Here is a 15,478-nt window from a genome sequence, read left to right on the forward strand (position 1 = left end):
GCGGGACGCCGTCGTCCCCTCCCCGGCCCGGACGCCCTCGTCCCTTCCCCCGGTCCGGGCGGCACAGGGGGCTCCCGCGCCGCCGGGCCCGGCGGGCCTGCTCACCGGGCCCAAGCTAGTCGCCGCCCGTCAACAAAAGATTGATGGACGCCCACCGGGCCGACTCCCCGGACACCCGCGCCATGGGGGCGTGGGCCCTTGGGGAGCGAGCCGGGGCCGGTGGACGTGGGGGCGCCGACCGGTGGGTGTGGGGCCGGTGGACGCCGGATCGCTGGACGGCGGGCGCCGGGTCCTCGGCCGCGATCCGGCGGCCTTCGGCGGCGGGCGTCGGAAGTGGTGGTCGGCCGTCGGCGGGCTCGGCCGAAGGCGAAAGGTTCCGGGCCAGAGGCGATAGGCCCCGGGGCGGCGGACTCCGGGCCGGCGGGCGGCGGACCCCGGGCGCCGACCGCCGGTCTTCCGCGCACCGGTCGTCGCGTCCCCGGTCGCCTGAACGCCGCCCTCCGCTCGCCACTCGCCGACCGCCGCCTCGCACTCGCCGGGCCCCGCCCTGATCCCGGTACCGGTGACGCGTTCCGGCGGGCCCGGCTTGCGTCGCCGTACCCCTGGGGAGGACGATCGGCACCCCCAGCCGTTCCGCGCGTGTGTGCGGATCCCCGCGTGAGGACACGTGACCGACAAGACCCCGCCGACGACGAGCCGGGACCGGGCGACTCCCGGTCCGCCGCCGGTGACCGCCGTGCGCGCGGATCGACCCGTCGCCTGCTCCGGCCGCCCCCGCGACCGGCGGTGAGCGGCGCCGGGAAGCCGCGCGGCGCCTCCGCCGCGGAGGACGCGGAGGACGCGGAGGTACCGCACCTCTGTCTGCTCGGAGCGGTCCAGGGCTGGCGCGGGGAGACCGAACTGGACCTCGGGTCCCCGCAACAGCGCGCGCTGCTGGCCGCGTTGGCGCTGCGGGCGCGCCGGATCGTCTCCGTCGACGAGCTGCTCGACGCGCTGTGGGAGGACCCTCCGGCCCGTGCCGCCACAGTCGTCCGCACCTATGTCTCGCGGCTGCGGCGGGTGCTGGAGCCGGACCGGGCCCGCCCTGCGGTCCTGGTCTCGTCCGGCAGCGGCTACGTCCTGCGGCTGCCCGACCCGTCCCTGGACACCGAGGTGTTCGAGGAGCTGGTCGCGTCCGCGGGCCGGGCGCGCGCGGCGGGCGACACGGCCACCGCGGCCGGGCTGCTGAGGGAGGCGTGCGGGCTGTGGAGCGGCGAGCCGCTGGCCGGGCTGCCGGGGCCGTTCGCCCAGGCCCACCGGGCACGGCTCACCGAGCGGCGGCTGAACGCCGTCCGGGCGTGGCTGGAGGCGGAGTTGGAGACGGGCCGGCACGCCGAGGTGATCGGCGAGCTGACCATGTGGGTCAACCAGCATCCGTTGCTGGAGCCGATGCGGGAGCTGCTGATGCTGGCGCTGTACCGCAGCGGACGGCAGGCGGAGGCCCTGGGGGTGTTCGCCGACGCCCGCCGCGCTCTCCTGGAGCAGTTGGGCATCGACCCCGGGCCGCGGCTGCGCGAGCTGCACCAGGGAATCCTGCGGAACGATCCGGGACTGGCCGCGCCCTCGGCTCCGCCCGCCCCGGCCCCCGGCGCACCGGCCGGCTCCGTCCCGTTCCCGCCCGCGCAACTCCCCGCCGACATCGCCGACTACACCGGCCGGGAGGAACTGGTGGCGACGCTCCGCGCCGAACTGGTCCCGGACGGCCCGGCGATGCCGGTGGTGGGGATCTCCGGCATGGGCGGGGTGGGCAAGTCCACGCTCGCGGTCCATGTCGCCCACGTGGTGCGCGACCGGTTCCCCGACGGCCAGCTCCATGTGGACCTGCGGGGCGCCGGGCGCTTCCCCGCCGACCCGGGCGAGGTCCTGTCCGCCTTTCTCCGCGCGCTGGGCGTGGCCGACGCCGCGGTCCCCCGGGGCACGGCGGAGCGGGCGGCGCTGTTCCGGTCCCGGCTGGCGGGCCTGCGCGTCCTGATCCTGCTGGACGACGCCCGCGATCCCGCCCAGGTCGGGCCGCTGCTGCCGGGCAACCGCTCGTGCGCGGTGCTGGTGACGAGCAGGGCGTGGCTGGCCGAGATGCCGATGTCACGGCGGGTGGGCCTGGAGCCGCTGGCGGCGGAGGAGTCGGTGCGGCTGCTCGCGGCCATCGCCGGGGAACCGCGGGTGGCCGCCGAACCCGACGCGGCCCACCGGATGGCGGAGGCATGCGGGTTCCTGCCCCTGGCGGTACGGACCGCCGCGTCCCGCCTGGCGGCCCGCCCGAACTGGCGGCTGTCGCACATGGTGGAGCGGCTGGCCTCCGAGCGGCGGCGGCTGGCCGAGCTGGAGAGCGGCGAACTGGCCGTCGCCGCCTCGTTCCGGCTCAGCTACGACCAGCTCGACCGGGAGACCGCCCGGGCGTTCCGGCTGCTGTCGCTGCCCGACGGGCCGGGGGTGTCGTCGGCCGCCGCCGGGGTGCTGCTGGCGCTGCCGGAGGAGGAGGCCGAGCGGCTGGCCGAGTCGCTGGCCGATCTGGGGCTGCTGTCCTGTCCGTATCCGGGCCGCTACCAGTACCACGACCTACTGCGGCTGTTCGCCCGCCAGCTGGTCCGGGAGGAGGACGGCGCCGTCGCCGAGCGGGCCGCGGTCGAGCGGCTGCTGCGGCACTATCTGGTGACGGTGGCGAGCCTGTACCGGGTGGTCAGGCCCGGCTATCCGTTCGCCGATCTGGTCGCGCCGGAGGCCGCCGGGCCCGCCTTCGACGGGCCGGCCGAGGCGCTGCGCCGGCTGCGGGGGGAGATCACCACCGTCCTGGCCGTCGCCGGTCAGGCCGGCCGCGACCCCGACGGACCACTGGCCCTCGTCGCGGACCTGACGCTGGTGCTGATCCAGCTCATCGACCTGGGCATGGCCGTGCCGGACCTGTGCGACCTGGCCGGGCGCGTCGCCGACGCCGCCCGCGCCGCCGCCCTGCCGCGCAGCGAGGCCCGCGCCCGCTACACCCTGCTGTGGGCCCTGCGGGAGATGCGGCGCACCCGGCGGGCCCGTACGGAGGCGGCCCGGGTGATCGCGCTGGGACGGCGGACCGGGCAGACCGCCCTGCTGCCCGGCGCGCTGATCGCCCTCGCGCTGACCGGCGTCGGCCACCACGCCGACGACGAGGTCGCGGCCTGGTGCGACGAGGCCCTCGACCGCGCCGCCGGGCTGGGGAACCGGTCCTCCCACGCCTTCGTCGAGGGCATGGCGGCCCTGGCCGACGTGGACCTCGGACGGTACGGGTCGGCGCGGAGCCGGGCCGAACGGGCTCTGGCGGCCTTCCGTGAGCTGGGGGACTTCGTGGGCCAGGTCCACATGCTCTACGCCCGCGCGACGGCGCTGCACGGACTGGGCGAGTTCGACGCGGCCTGCGAGGACTACCGCTCCTGCCTCGCCGCCCTGCGCGCGCTCGGATCCCGGGACCGGATGCCCGGCGTGCTGGTGGGCCTGGCGGAGTCCTGCCGGGCCGCCGGGCATCCGGCGCGGGCGCAGGAGGCGGCCGAGGAGGCGCTGGTGATCGCCGAGCGGGTGGGGCTGGAGCACCGCAGGGCCAACGCGCTGGCGGCCCTCGGCCACGCCCTGTGCGACCTCGGGCAGCACGACCGGGGCCGGGCCTGCCTGGCGGAGGCCGGGACGGCGTTCGCACGGCTCGCGGCCTCGACGGAGGGGTGACGGCGGGAGCGGGGCCCGGCGGCCGGGCCCGGGCAGCGCCGGGGGCGGGGCCACGGGGGTGGGGCATGGGCGGGAACCGGGGGATCCGGGTGTCCCGGGCGCCCCGGGGTGCCCCCGATCCGGAGTGTCACGGGCGACCGAGAGGCTGGGTGTCCGGAGCCCTGGGGGTTCCGGGAGCCGTCCGGTGTGCCCGGAGCGGCCGGGCGGCGGCCCGGACGCCGTCATCCACAGTGAGCGGCCCCCTCCGGTCGGACGAGCGCCCCGTCGGCCGGAACGGGACGACCCCGCCCGTCGCCGTCGCTGTCGCCATGCCGCGCACCGCACCGCACCGCACCCCACCCCACCCCACCCCACCGCACCGCACCGCACCGCACCGCACCGCACCGCACCGCACCGCACCGCACCGCACCGCACCGCACCGCACCGCACCAACGGAACCGTTCGGCGAGCGCCTCCTCAACACCCGTTTTCAGTCGGGCGACTTGGACCGCACCCGCCTCCCTCCCACCCCACCGGCACCGACTCCCCCGCCAACACGCCCCCTCCCCCGCCACCATGGCCCGAATTCGACCCCACGGTCCCGCGGACGGCGCACCGTTGCCGCGAGCCTCTCCCCAGAGCATTCACGCCGTGCGGGACTTGACCGCGTCCGTGCCGGGGAAGTACCGGAATGGGCCCGGGTGGACCCACCCGGGAGCGAGCCGCCGGAGGGGGAGCGGGATGCGGGACAGTCACCGGACGGAGGCCGAACGGCTGCTGGCGCGGGCCGTCGAGGAGGAGGTGCGGCGCTCGGGGGGACGCGTCGACGGCACGGTGCTGCTGTCCCGGGCGCGCGGGGCGCTGGACGCGATGGCCGTCGCGGCGGAGGAGGAGTACGCGCTCTACACCCGTGCCCTGGACGAGGCCGCGGCCGGACAGGTGTCGTTCGGCCGGCGCTACGCCCGGGAGGGCGCCGGGACGCCCCTGCTGGTCGCCGCCGTGGCCGCCGTCGCGGCGGTGGTGGCCGACCTGGTCCTCGACACCGGTACCGGCACGGCGGTGGGCGCGGGGGTCGCCGTGGGCCTGGCCGGGGCGGCGACCACGGTGGTGAAGGTGGTCGGTTCGCATCTGCCCGCCGCCCACCACCGCGCCGGGGCGGCGGGCCAGCCGGGCGGGCCCGAGCAGTTGCGGCTGCAGTGGCTGACGGCCCTGGAGGTACGCGGCATCCGGCCCTTCCTGGACCAGCAGCAGATCCTGGCCGCGTCCACCGGACCGGCAGGGCCGGGGCCGAGGCTGCGGGGCGCGGACAAGAGCGCGGCGGCGCTGGGGCGCAGTGTGCTGGAGCAGTCCTTCGCCCAGCTTCCCGAGCCGGAGGGGGTCCTCGCGGGGCGGCGCGCGGAGATGGAGCGGCTGCGGCAGTGGGTGCGGACCGCCCGCGCGAGCACGGAGACCCGGCCCACGGTGGTCGTCCTGCACGGACCGCCGGGCAGTGGGCGCACCACCCTCGCCGTGCGCGCCGCCCATGAACTGCGGGACCACTTCCGGGGCGCCTGCGTGGTCGACCTGCGCGGCTCCACCGCCGGGGCCGCCGCCCTGGCCTGGCCACCGGACGGAGCCGGGGGCACGGGGAGTGCCGGAGGCGCGGGAGGAGCCGTGGCCGCGGCGGGACCCGGAGCCGGTCGTGCGGCGGAGGCCGCGATCAGTACCGGAGCCGGGGGCGCCACGGGTCCCGCGGGCGGCCCGGCGGAGGCCGGAGGCGTGCGGGCGCCGGGAGGCCGGGGCGGCACCGGCGGCCCGGCGGCCACGGGTGCTCCCGCCGGGGCCGGGGGCCCGGCGACGGCCGGACGGCCCGCGGCCACCGGCGACGACGCCACCCTCGGCGGCGGGGTGCCGCTGAGCACCCGGGAGGCCCTGCTCCATCTCCTGAACCGCCTCGGCGCCCCCCGCGAACAGCTCCTGTTCCGGGAACGCTCCTCGGCGGACCAGCAGGTCAAACGGCTGAGCGAGCTGTACCACCGGCATCTGACGGGCGTCCCCGTCACCATCGTCCTGGACGACGCCCGCGATCCCGCCCAGGTGCGAGCCCTGGTGCCGGAACGCTCCGACAGCCTCGTCCTGGTCACCGCGCGCGAGCCCCTGCACCTTCCGGCCGATCTGCCCGCGCGGGTGCACCAGCTCGCCGTCGGGCCGCTGGACACGGCGGGCGCGGAGGAACTGCTCGGCGCCGTCGCCCGGGACACGTCGGCGCCGTACGACGCCGAAGCCGCCGAGCGCATCCGGGAGTTGTGCGGTGGGCTGCCGCTGGCGCTGCGCGTCGCGGGCTCCTCGCTGGGTCCGCGCTCCCCCCGCGCCCTGGCCGCCGATCTCGGCGCCTACGGCCCGGTCGGGCCGGTGGAGCGCGCCCTCTGGCTGCGCTACACCGACCAGGACGAGCCCGCCCGCCGCCTGCTGCGCCGGCTGGCCCTGGCCGGGCGCGCCTCCCTGGGCGCCGCTGCCGCCGCCGCGCTGCTCGGCACGGACGAGGCCGAGGCGGCCCGGCGGCTGGCCGACCTGGCCGGGGCCGGGCTCATCACCCATGTGCGCGGCAGCCGCTACCGGCTGCACGACGTGGTGCGCGCCTTCGCACGGGCCCGCCTCGCCGACGAGGAGGAACCGGCCGCGCGGACGGCCGCCCAGGAGCGGCTGATCACCAACTACGCGGAGTTGGCCGACTCGGTCCTGCGGCTGGTCGACGGCAACATGTCCACCCGCTCCGACCGGTTCGGGCAGTACGGTTTCACCTCCCTGGACGAGGCGCTGCGCTGGCTGGACGACGAGTCGAGCTTCATCACGGCGGCCCTGCGCCACACCGAGGGCGTCGACCAGCGCGCGGTCCTCAACCTGCTGGGGGCGCTGTGCGACTACTGCCTGCTGCGCGGCGACCTGTACCGGCTCGGGGAGATCAGTGAGCTGGCCCAGTCGGTGGACCAGGGGCTGCTGGTGCGATCGGTGCAGTGGCGGACCGGCATCGCGGCCCGTCAGCTCGGCGAACTGGACCGGGCCCGCACGACCCTCGCCTCCGTCGTCGACCTCTACCGGGAGGCCCATCACGACGCGGGCGTGGCGCGCGCCCTGTGCTCGCTGGGCATCACCCTGCACCACCAGGGCAATCTGGCCGAGGCGGCGGCCAAGCTGCTGGAGGCGCTGGACCTCCAGGCGGCGCCGGAGCTGGCCACCGACCGGGCGTGGACGCTGCACGCCCTGGCGGCGGTGGAGCGGGACCGGGCGCGGCTGGCACGGGCCTGGGAACTGCTCGACGAGTCGCTGGCGCTGCACCGCGCCGGTGGGTCGGTGCACGGCCAGGCGTGGGCCCACTACCAGCGGGGCCAGCTCAGGCTGCGGATGGGCGACGTACCGGGGGCGCGGTCGGATCTGCGGGCCGCCCTGGAGCTGTACGGCCGCACCCAGGACCGGCGCGGCGAGGCGTGGGCGCTGACCCAGCTGGCGCGGGCCCGGCTGGTCGAGGGCGACGCCCCGGAGGCCGTCGGGGAGCTGACCGGCGCGGCGGCCCGGCACCGGGACAACGAGGACGCGCGGGGCGAGGCGTGGAGCCTGTACTACCTGGGCCAGGCCCTGGAGGAGCGCGGCGACACCGACCGGGCGGTGCGCGAGCTGGAGCGCTCGCGCACCATGTTCTCCCGGATGCGCGACGGGTACGGCCTGGCCTGCGCCCGGCACCATTCGGCGCGGGTCACCAGGGACCAGCGGGCGGCCCTGACGGGATCGCTGCGCAACTCGGGCTTCGCCCGGCAGCTCCTGGTCGACGCGCGCGCCGACTTCCAGCGCATCGGCGTCACCCACGGCGAGGCGTGGACCTGCCTGGAGCTGGCGGTGGTGGACGCGGGCAACGCCCGTACGCCGCAGGCGCTGGCGCTGTGCGAGGAGGCGGCGGCCCTGTTCGCGGCGTACGGCGACCGGCGCGGGGAGGACTGGGCCCGCTTCCTGCGCTGCACGCTGCTGCCGTACGCGGCACCGGGCGGGGTGGAGGTCGGCGCGGCCGTGGCGCAGGAGGAGCTGGCGCAGTTGGCGCGCGCCGCGCACCCGGCCCGGGACCCGAAGCTGGACGGCTTCCTCGGCACCTACGGGCTGCTGTTGGAGCGGGGGGTGCGACTGGAGGCGGGCTGGCAGGCGTGGCGCCTCGGCATGACCCCTGACCGGCAAGCGCGGGAGGTGATGGGCGTCCCGGGGCCGTCCCGGGAGTGACACCCCCGATGAAGCCGCGTTGGCGCCCCTGGGCCTCGTCGGAGCGGCCGGGACGGAGAACGGCCGGGGGCGGGGGGGGGACGGCCGGGGGCGGAGAACGGCCGGGGGCGGGGGGACGGCCGGGGGCGGAGAACGGCCAGGGACGGAGAACGGCCGGGAGCGGACGGAGACCGCGGGGTCACCCGGCAGGCGGGTGGCGATGGCGACGCGGAGGCTGGCGGCGGCCCGCGAGAGTGCCCCGGACCACGGCGGGGGATCGCGGCGGCCCGGACCACGGCAGGACCGGTCGCGGTGGCCCCGGACCGCACCGGGACGGTTCGCGGTCCCACGGACCACGGCGGACGGTTCGCGGTCCCACGGACCACGGCGGACGGTTCGCGGCCCCACGGACCACGAACGACGGTTCACGGCCCCACGGACCACGAACGACGGTTCACGGCGGCCGGCCCCGGCGCGGGCGGAAGGCCGTGGCGCCGCCCCATCACAGTGGGACGGCGGCGCTGTCGTCAGCCCCGCCATGACCCGGCCGCGCCACGGCAGGAGGAGCCGCGGTACCGCGCCCGGCGGTACCGCGGCTCCCCGTGCACGCTCCGGTGCGCCGGGGTCAGCCCTGCCCGGGCTCGGACCCTCCGGCGCCCTTGCCCGCGGCACCGGCGGCCTCGGCCTCCGGGTCCGGGCTCTCCTTGAAGTCGACCCTGCCCATGTGCCGCCCCATGGACTTCATCAGCCCCCACACGGCGAGGGCCATCACGGCGAAGACGATGAACCCGAGGACACCGGGCGTGACCTTGTCCTTGTCGTACTCGGCGAGAGTGACCAGGTGCGTGACTGCCAGGCTTGCGCTTGCGCTCATGTCAGGCATTGTCCCGGATGCCCGCGAAGAGGTCGTCCTCGGGGAGGGAGGTGTCCACGAGGGACTTCGCCAGCTCGTACTCCTCGGTGGGCCAGACCTCCTTCTGGACCTGCATCGGCACCCGGAACCAGCCACCGTCGGGGTCGATCTGAGTGGCGTGCGCGATCAGCGCCCGGTCGCGGATCTCGAAGAAGTCGGCGCAGGGCACGTGCGTGGTGAGCGTGCGCTCCTTGCCCTCGGACTCCGCCCAGCGCTTGAGCCAGTCCCCGTACGGCGACTCCAGCCCGCGCTCCAGCAGCGCGTTGTGCAGCGCCTCGGTGCGGGAGCGGTTGAAGCCCTGGTTGTAGTACACCTTCAGCGGCTGGTGGGCGGCACCGTACTCGCTCTCCGGGTACTTCTCGGTGTCGGCCGCGCCCTCGAAGGCCACCATCGTGATCTTGTGGGTCATGATGTGGTCGGGGTGCGGGTACCCGCCGTTCTCGTCATAGGTGGTGATCACCTGGGGCCGGAAGGCGCGGATCTTCCGCACCAGCTCCCCGGCTGCCTTGTCGACGTCCTCCAGGGCGAAGCAGCCCTCGGGGAGCGGCGGCAGCGGGTCGCCCTCGGGGAGACCGGAGTCGACGAAGCCCAGCCACTCCTGCTTCACGCCGAGGATCTCGCGGGCCTCGTCCATCTCCTTGCGGCGCACCTCGTGGATGTTCTCCTCGACGTACTTGTCGCCCTGGAGCTTGGGGTTGAGGATGGAGCCGCGCTCCCCGCCCGTGCAGGTCACCACCAGCACGTCCACCCCTTCGGACACGTACTTGGCCATGGTGGCCGCGCCCTTGCTCGACTCGTCGTCGGGGTGGGCGTGGACGGCCATCAGTCGCAGCTGGTCAGTCAAGACTCATCCTCAAGTCAGTCGGCGCCCTGTGTGCGGCGACGCGGTCACAGGCTTCTATAGTGACCGAATCGGGGGGCGAGAAATTCCGGAGCGGGTGGTACCCCGGGCCGGGGCCCAGCCCGGGACGGCTTCCGTCCCGCTCCTGCCGAGAGGACGACCATGAGCACGGCGAGCACACGAACGCCCGCGAGCCGCTACGGCCGCTCCTCGGACGAGCGGGCCGACCGCACCCTCAAGATCGTCGGCGGTGTGCTCGGCGTCGCGCTGGTCGCCCTGATCGGCTGGTTCGGCTACCACTACGTGGGGCAGAGCAGCATCAGCGCCCAGGTGGTCACCTTCGAGATCTCCGACCGCTCGGTGCAGGTGAAGCTGGAGGTCCACAAGGACGCCGGGGTCTCCGGCTACTGCACCGTCCGCTCCCAGGCCGAGGACGGCGACGAGGTCGGCCGGGCCGACTTCCGCTTCGGCAAGGACGACACCCGGGTGGACCAGACCGTCACGCTGCGCACCAAGGCGCGGGGCACCTCGGCCGAGCTGCTCGGCTGCCAGGCGGAGTGATCCCTCCTCCCCTTCACGGGTCTGACCTGCGGTGACATAAATCTGGTGGCTTATGTCCTCCCCCTTTCGTCCACGAATTGTTAGGCTCGTGGTTTCGCCCTTCCAGGAAGGACCATCCTTCGTGTAGGGCGTTCATTTGTATTCCCAGCACCGACGAGGAGCACCTGTGACCCAGACCAGCGAGAACGCCACCTGGCTGACCCAGGAGGCGTACAACAAGCTCAAGGAGGAGCTTGCGTACCTTACTGGTCCTGCGCGCACCGAGATCTCTGCCAAGATCGCGGCGGCACGCGAGGAGGGGGACCTGCGCGAGAACGGCGGGTACCACGCGGCGAAGGAGGAGCAGGGCAAGCAGGAGCTCCGGGTACGCCAGCTCACCCAGCTGTTGGAGAGCGCCCAGGTCGGCGAGCCCGCCGTGGCCGACGGCACGGTGGCGCCCGGCATGGTCGTCACGATCGCCTTCGACGGCGACGAGGACGACACGCTCTCGTTCCTGCTCGCCTCCCGCGAGTACGCGAGCACCGACATCGAGACCTACTCTCCGCAGTCCCCGCTGGGGTCCGCCGCGGTCGGCAAGAAGGTCGGCGACGACGCGGAGTATGAACTGCCCAACGGCAAGACCGCCTCGGTGAAGATCCTCAAGGCCGTCCCCTACAACGGCTGACCCGGGGCGCCGCCGCCCGCCCTGATGTCACGGCCCCGCCGTACGTACGGCCGCCGGCCCCCGCGCAGGACAGGAGCCCCCGGTGTGTCCCCGTGACCGCCGGGGGCTTCGCCGTGCGGTCGGCCCGGTCAGGAGGCGGCGGAGCGGTACTTGCGCACCGCCAGGGACCGGAAGAGGGCGATGATCAGTACCGAGTAGATCAGCGAGGCCCATACGGGATGCTGCATGGGCCAGGCGTCGGACTGCGAGACGCCCGGGTTCCCGAACAGCTCTCTGCATGCCTGGACGGTGGCACTGAAAGGGTTCCAGTCCGCCACATGACGCAGCCAGGGGGTCATCTGGCTGGAGTCCACGAAGGCGTTGGACACGAAGGTGACCGGGAACAGCCAGATCAGCCCGCCCGAGGTGGCGGCCTCCGGGGTCCGCACGCTCAGGCCGATCAGCGCGCCGACCCAGGTGAAGGCGTAGCCCAGCAGCAGCAGGAGGCCGAAGGCGCCGAGGACCTGTCCCAGATTGGTGTGGGTGCGCCAGCCGACGAGCAGGGCGACCATCGCCAGGACGAACAGGGTGAGCGCCGTCTGCACCAGGTCGGCGAGGGTCCGCCCGGTCAGCACCGCGCCGCGCGCCATGGGCAGCGACCGGAAGCGGTCGATCAGCCCCTTGCTCATGTCGTCGGCGATGCCCGCGCCGGCCCCGGCGGTGGCGAAGGTGACCGTCTGGGCGAAGATGCCGGCCATCAGGAACTCGCGGTAGACCGAGGAATCCGTGGTCCCGCCGATCTTCAGGGACCCGCCGAAGACGTACGAGAACAGCACCACGAACATGATCGGCTGGATGAGGCCGAAGATGACCATCTCGGGGATGCGGGTCATCCGGATCAGATTGCGCTTGGCGACGACCAGGGAGTCCCGGACGGAGCGGATGGCCGGGTGCCGGGGCACTCCGGCCCGGACGGTCTCGCTGACGGTGGTCACTGGGCGGGCTCCTTGTCGTTCCGGTTCTCGCTCTCCCCGGCTCCGGCCTCGGCCACATGGCCGGTCAGGGAGAGGAAGACGTCGTCCAGGGTGGGGCGGCGCAGGCCGATGTCGTCGATCCCGATGCCTCTGGTGTCCAGCTCGCGGATGACCTCCGCCAGGAGTCTGGCGCCCCCGGCGACGGGGACGGTGAGCTTGCGCATGTGCTCCTCGACCGTGGTCTCGCCCTCGCCGAGGCCGCGCAGCACCTCGGACGCGGTGCCGAGGTGCTCGCGCTCGCGCACGACGACCTCGACGCGCTCGCCGCCGGTGCGCGCCTTGAGCTGGTCGGAGGTGCCCTTGGCGATCACCCGGCCGTGGTCGACGACCGCGATGTCGTGGGCGAGGTGGTCGGCCTCCTCCAGATACTGCGTGGTCAGCAGCAGCGTCGTACCGCCGGAGACGAGCTGCTTGATGACCTCCCAGAGTTGCTGGCGGTTGCGCGGATCCAGCCCCGTCGTCGGCTCGTCCATGAACATCACGGGCGGCGAGACGACCAGGGCAGCCGCGAGGTCCAGCCGGCGGCGCATGCCTCCGGAATAGGTCTTGGCGGGCCGGTCGCCGGCGTCGGCGAGGTGGAACTGCTCCAGCAGCTCACCCGCACGGCGCTTCGCGTCCTTAGCCCGCATCTGGTAGAGCTGCCCGACCATGTGCAGGTTCTCCCGGCCGGTCAGGTACTCGTCGACCGCCGCGAACTGGCCGGAGAGCCCGATGGAGCGGCGGACCGCGTCCGGCCGTTCGAGCACGTCGATCCCGGCGACCAAGGCCCTGCCCCGGTCCGGGCGCAGCAGGGTGGTGAGGCAGCGCACCGTGGTGGTCTTGCCCGCGCCGTTCGGCCCGAGCAGGCCCAGGACCGTGCCCTCCGGCACGTCGAGGTCGACACCGTCCAGGGCCTTGACGTCGCCGAAGGTCTTCACCAGTCCTTCGGCGTAGATGGCGCCGGGCATTTGAGCCTCCAGGTCATGGGGTCTGCGAAAAGACTAGGTTTGCAGGTATTCGTCCGCCCGTCTCCCCCCGCGCACTTCCGCGACGAGGTTCGCACTCGGCGATCCGTACGCGACACACAGTATCGCGATGTATCGCGTATGCCAACGCATTGCTCGAACGAGTGAAGATCCCGCGCGGAGGACTGAACGGGCGCCGCGCGGCGCCGGGGCCGGGGCGCGGAACCGGGCCGGGGCGCGGAACCGGGCCGGGGCGAGCGGGAACCGGAGACGGAGGCAGGACGAGGGGCGCGGGCGGGAGCGGCCCGCGGCACCGGGCGATGCGGCCGCTACACCGCACGGCCGGTGAGCGGCGCCGGTATGTGAAGGGCCCAGCGCGTGAAGTGACCGGTGCGTGAAGGAACCGGTGCGTGAAGGAACCGGTGCGTGAAGAAACCGGCGGGATCACGGGGAGGGGCGCGGACGCCCGGCGGGACGTGGCGGGCACGCGGCCGACGCTCGCGGACGTGCCCGAGCCCCATCCGCCGCACCCCGGCGGACCACCGGTGCGGACGGCCACGCACCACCCTGGCCGTGTCGGTGCGGCGGCACCGGCCGCGCGAGACCGCCGCACCCGGAGCCCGCCCGGCGACCGGCGACCGGCGACCGGCGACCGGTCAGCCCATGACCCGCTTCCGGTCAGCCGAGGCCCCGCGCCCGGTCAGCCGATGACCGGGTAGCCCGCCTCCCGCAGGGCCGCCTGGACCTCGGCGCAGTGCTGCGGCCCCTTCGTCTCCAGCCGCAGCTCGACCTCGGCCTCGGTGAGCCCCAGCCGCGGATCGGTGCGGACGTGGCTCACGTCCAGGACGTTGGCGTCGGCCGCGGACAGCACCCCCAGCAGCGTGGCGAGGGCGCCGGGCCGGTCGGTGAGACGCAGCCGCACGGCCAGGTAGCGGCCCTGGGCGGCCATCCCGTGCCGCAGCACGCCCTGCAGCAGCAGGGGGTCCACGTTGCCGCCGGAGAGCACCGCCACCACCGGTCCCTCGAAGGCCCTCGGATCGCTCAGCAGCGCCGCCACCGGACTCGCCCCGGCCGGCTCCACGACCAGCTTGGCCCGCTCCAGGCAGAGCAGCAGCGCGGTGGACAGCGCGTCCTCGGAGACCGTGCGGACCTCGTCCACCAGTTCCTCCACGATCCCGAACGGCACGTCGCCGGGCCGCCCCACCTTGATCCCGTCGGCCATCGTCACCGGACGGTCCACGGAGACCGGGCGGCCCGCCGCCAGCGACGGCGGATAGGCCGCCGCCCCCTCCGCCTGCACCCCCACGATCCGCACGTCCGGCCGCAGCGCCTTCAGCGCGACCGCCATGCCGGCCACCAGCCCGCCCCCGCCGATGCCGACCACCACCGTCCGCACCTCGGGGCACTGCTCCAGGACCTCCAGCCCGACCGTGCCCTGGCCCGCGATGACGTCCGGATGGTCGAAGGGGTGGATGAAGACCGCGCCGGTGCGCTCCGCGTACTCCTGGGCGGCGGCCAGCGTCTCGTCGACGACCTGGCCCTTCAGCCGCACCTCGGCGCCGTACTCCCGGGTCGCGCTGATCTTCGGCAGCGGGGCGCCCTCCGGCATGAACACCGTCGACCGCACGCCGAGCAGCGACGACGCCAGCGCCACGCCCTGCGCGTGGTTGCCCGCGCTCGCCGCGACCACGCCCGCGGCCCGCTCCTCGGGCAGCAGCCCGGCGATCCGCACATAGGCGCCGCGGAGTTTGAAGGAACCGGTGCGCTGGAGGTTCTCGCACTTGAGGTGCACCGGCGCGCCGACCAGCCGGGTCAGGTGCCTGCTCCCCTCCATGGCGGTCACCCGGGCCACGCCGGAGAGCATCTTCCGGGCCCCGCGCACATCGTCGAGGGTGACCCGGCGGAGGGCGGCGGCCATGCTGTGCCTCATGCGGTCCAGCATCGCAGCCAACGGGCGACGGCGACGGTTGTGACCAAGCTCTGGGACCGGCTTGGCGCAGGGCAGGTACGCCCCGCCGCCGGGCCGCGTACCCTGTCCAGCAACCAGCAGCAGCCTCCACGAAGTGAGCCCCCGGCCATGCCCGCATCACCTGGAACGTCGATGGACGTCACGACCACCGGTGACACCGGTCTTCTCGACACGCTCCAGCACGAGGTGGCGCTCTTCGCCCGACGTGCCGAGCAGACCCGGCTCGGCGGGGTCGGCCAGGTGCGCAACTCCATGGACCGCGCCGCCTACCTGCTGCTCAACCGGCTCGACCGGGAGGGCCCCATGGGAGTGAAGGCGCTCGCCGCGAGCATGGGAATCGACTCGTCCACGGTCACCCGGCAGGTGGCCCCGCTGGTCGACACCGGCCTGGTCAAGCGCACCTCGCACCCCGAGGACGGGCGCGCGGTCGTCCTCCAGCTCTCTCCGCGCGGGGTGTCCCGACTGGACGAGGTGCGCGCCTCCCGGCGCCTGCTGATGGCTGAGCTGACCCAGGACTGGGAGCCGGAGGAGCGCGAGGCGTTCTGCGCCCTGCTCACCCGGTTCAACGGCGCCCTGTCCGCCCGTACGGCCCCCCAGGGTGCCGCTCCCGCCCCGGCCCCCTCGGAATCCTGACGCCCCCCGCGCACGCG

10 protein-coding genes are annotated in these 15,478 nt (G+C 74.8%); 5 read left to right on the forward strand and 5 right to left on the reverse strand.

The window, feature by feature from the left end; translation table 11 throughout:
* Nucleotides 1-786 precede the first annotated feature (786 nt).
* Entirely contained in the window at nt 787-3,723 is a 2,937-nt protein-coding gene (locus tag GTY84_RS28655) for an AfsR/SARP family transcriptional regulator (RefSeq protein ID WP_161229315.1), read from the forward strand.
* A gap of 720 nt (nt 3,724-4,443) precedes the next feature.
* Nucleotides 4,444-7,944, forward strand: coding sequence for a tetratricopeptide repeat protein (locus GTY84_RS28665; protein WP_237532744.1), 3,501 nt, complete (start codon nt 4,444-4,446; stop codon nt 7,942-7,944).
* A 604-nt stretch (nt 7,945-8,548) separates the two neighbouring features.
* Here the strand turns inward: GTY84_RS28665 and GTY84_RS28670 are convergent.
* Together GTY84_RS28670 and mca are read right to left on the reverse strand one after the other, a co-directional pair.
* Nucleotides 8,549-8,806: a hypothetical protein gene (locus tag GTY84_RS28670; protein ID WP_161229316.1), complete on the reverse strand. Its 258-nt coding sequence runs from the start codon at nt 8,804-8,806 to the stop codon at nt 8,549-8,551.
* On the reverse strand, nt 8,799-9,680 hold the full coding sequence (gene mca, locus GTY84_RS28675; protein WP_161229317.1) for a mycothiol conjugate amidase Mca: 882 nt from the start codon (nt 9,678-9,680) through the stop codon (nt 8,799-8,801). Before mca ends, GTY84_RS28670 begins: the two co-directional genes overlap by 8 nt.
* A gap of 159 nt (nt 9,681-9,839) precedes the next feature.
* On the opposite strand from mca, the gene GTY84_RS28680 reads away from it, so the two are divergent.
* Both GTY84_RS28680 and greA read left to right on the forward strand, forming a co-directional pair.
* Nucleotides 9,840-10,238: a DUF4307 domain-containing protein gene (locus GTY84_RS28680; RefSeq protein WP_161229318.1), complete on the forward strand. Its 399-nt coding sequence runs from the start codon at nt 9,840-9,842 to the stop codon at nt 10,236-10,238.
* A gap of 166 nt (nt 10,239-10,404) precedes the next feature.
* Complete coding sequence (gene greA / locus GTY84_RS28685) at nt 10,405-10,902, forward strand: transcription elongation factor GreA (protein WP_161229319.1); 498 nt, start codon at nt 10,405-10,407, stop codon at nt 10,900-10,902.
* Nucleotides 10,903-11,030: 128 nt separating this feature from the next.
* Here greA and GTY84_RS28690 read toward each other — a convergent pair whose 3' ends face one another.
* The 3 genes from GTY84_RS28690 to ilvA form a co-directional block, all read right to left on the reverse strand.
* Nucleotides 11,031-11,876: an ABC transporter permease gene (locus GTY84_RS28690; RefSeq protein ID WP_161229320.1), complete on the reverse strand. Its 846-nt coding sequence runs from the start codon at nt 11,874-11,876 to the stop codon at nt 11,031-11,033.
* Nucleotides 11,873-12,862: an ATP-binding cassette domain-containing protein gene (locus GTY84_RS28695; RefSeq protein ID WP_161229321.1), complete on the reverse strand. Its 990-nt coding sequence runs from the start codon at nt 12,860-12,862 to the stop codon at nt 11,873-11,875. The genes GTY84_RS28690 and GTY84_RS28695 overlap by 4 nt, the downstream gene beginning before the upstream one ends.
* 697 nt (nt 12,863-13,559) lie before the next feature.
* Nucleotides 13,560-14,789 (reverse strand): threonine ammonia-lyase, encoded by a 1,230-nt coding sequence (gene ilvA / locus GTY84_RS28700; protein ID WP_161229322.1) that lies wholly within the window; start codon nt 14,787-14,789, stop codon nt 13,560-13,562.
* 171 nt (nt 14,790-14,960) lie between these two features.
* Here ilvA and GTY84_RS28705 point away from each other — a divergent pair, with 171 nt between their 5' ends.
* On the forward strand, nt 14,961-15,461 hold the full coding sequence (locus GTY84_RS28705; protein ID WP_161229323.1) for a MarR family transcriptional regulator: 501 nt from the start codon (nt 14,961-14,963) through the stop codon (nt 15,459-15,461).
* Nucleotides 15,462-15,478 lie beyond the last annotated feature (17 nt).

The organism is Streptomyces sp. SID8352, from assembly GCF_009862265.1.
Classification (GTDB): Bacteria; Actinomycetota; Actinomycetes; order Streptomycetales; family Streptomycetaceae; genus Streptomyces.

Bases quoted from the DNA above. Each gene is read 5' to 3' on its own strand.
- ilvA (WP_161229322.1), bottom strand. From the start codon at position 14,789: ATGAGGCACAGCATGGCCGCCGCCCTCCGCCGGGTCACCCTCGACGAT.
- GTY84_RS28705 (WP_161229323.1), top strand. From the start codon at position 14,961: ATGGACGTCACGACCACCGGTGACACCGGTCTTCTCGACACGCTCCAG.
- GTY84_RS28665 (WP_237532744.1), top strand. From the start codon at position 4,444: ATGCGGGACAGTCACCGGACGGAGGCCGAACGGCTGCTGGCGCGGGCC.
- GTY84_RS28680 (WP_161229318.1), top strand. From the start codon at position 9,840: ATGAGCACGGCGAGCACACGAACGCCCGCGAGCCGCTACGGCCGCTCC.
- GTY84_RS28670 (WP_161229316.1), bottom strand. From the start codon at position 8,806: ATGCCTGACATGAGCGCAAGCGCAAGCCTGGCAGTCACGCACCTGGTC.
- GTY84_RS28695 (WP_161229321.1), bottom strand. From the start codon at position 12,862: ATGCCCGGCGCCATCTACGCCGAAGGACTGGTGAAGACCTTCGGCGAC.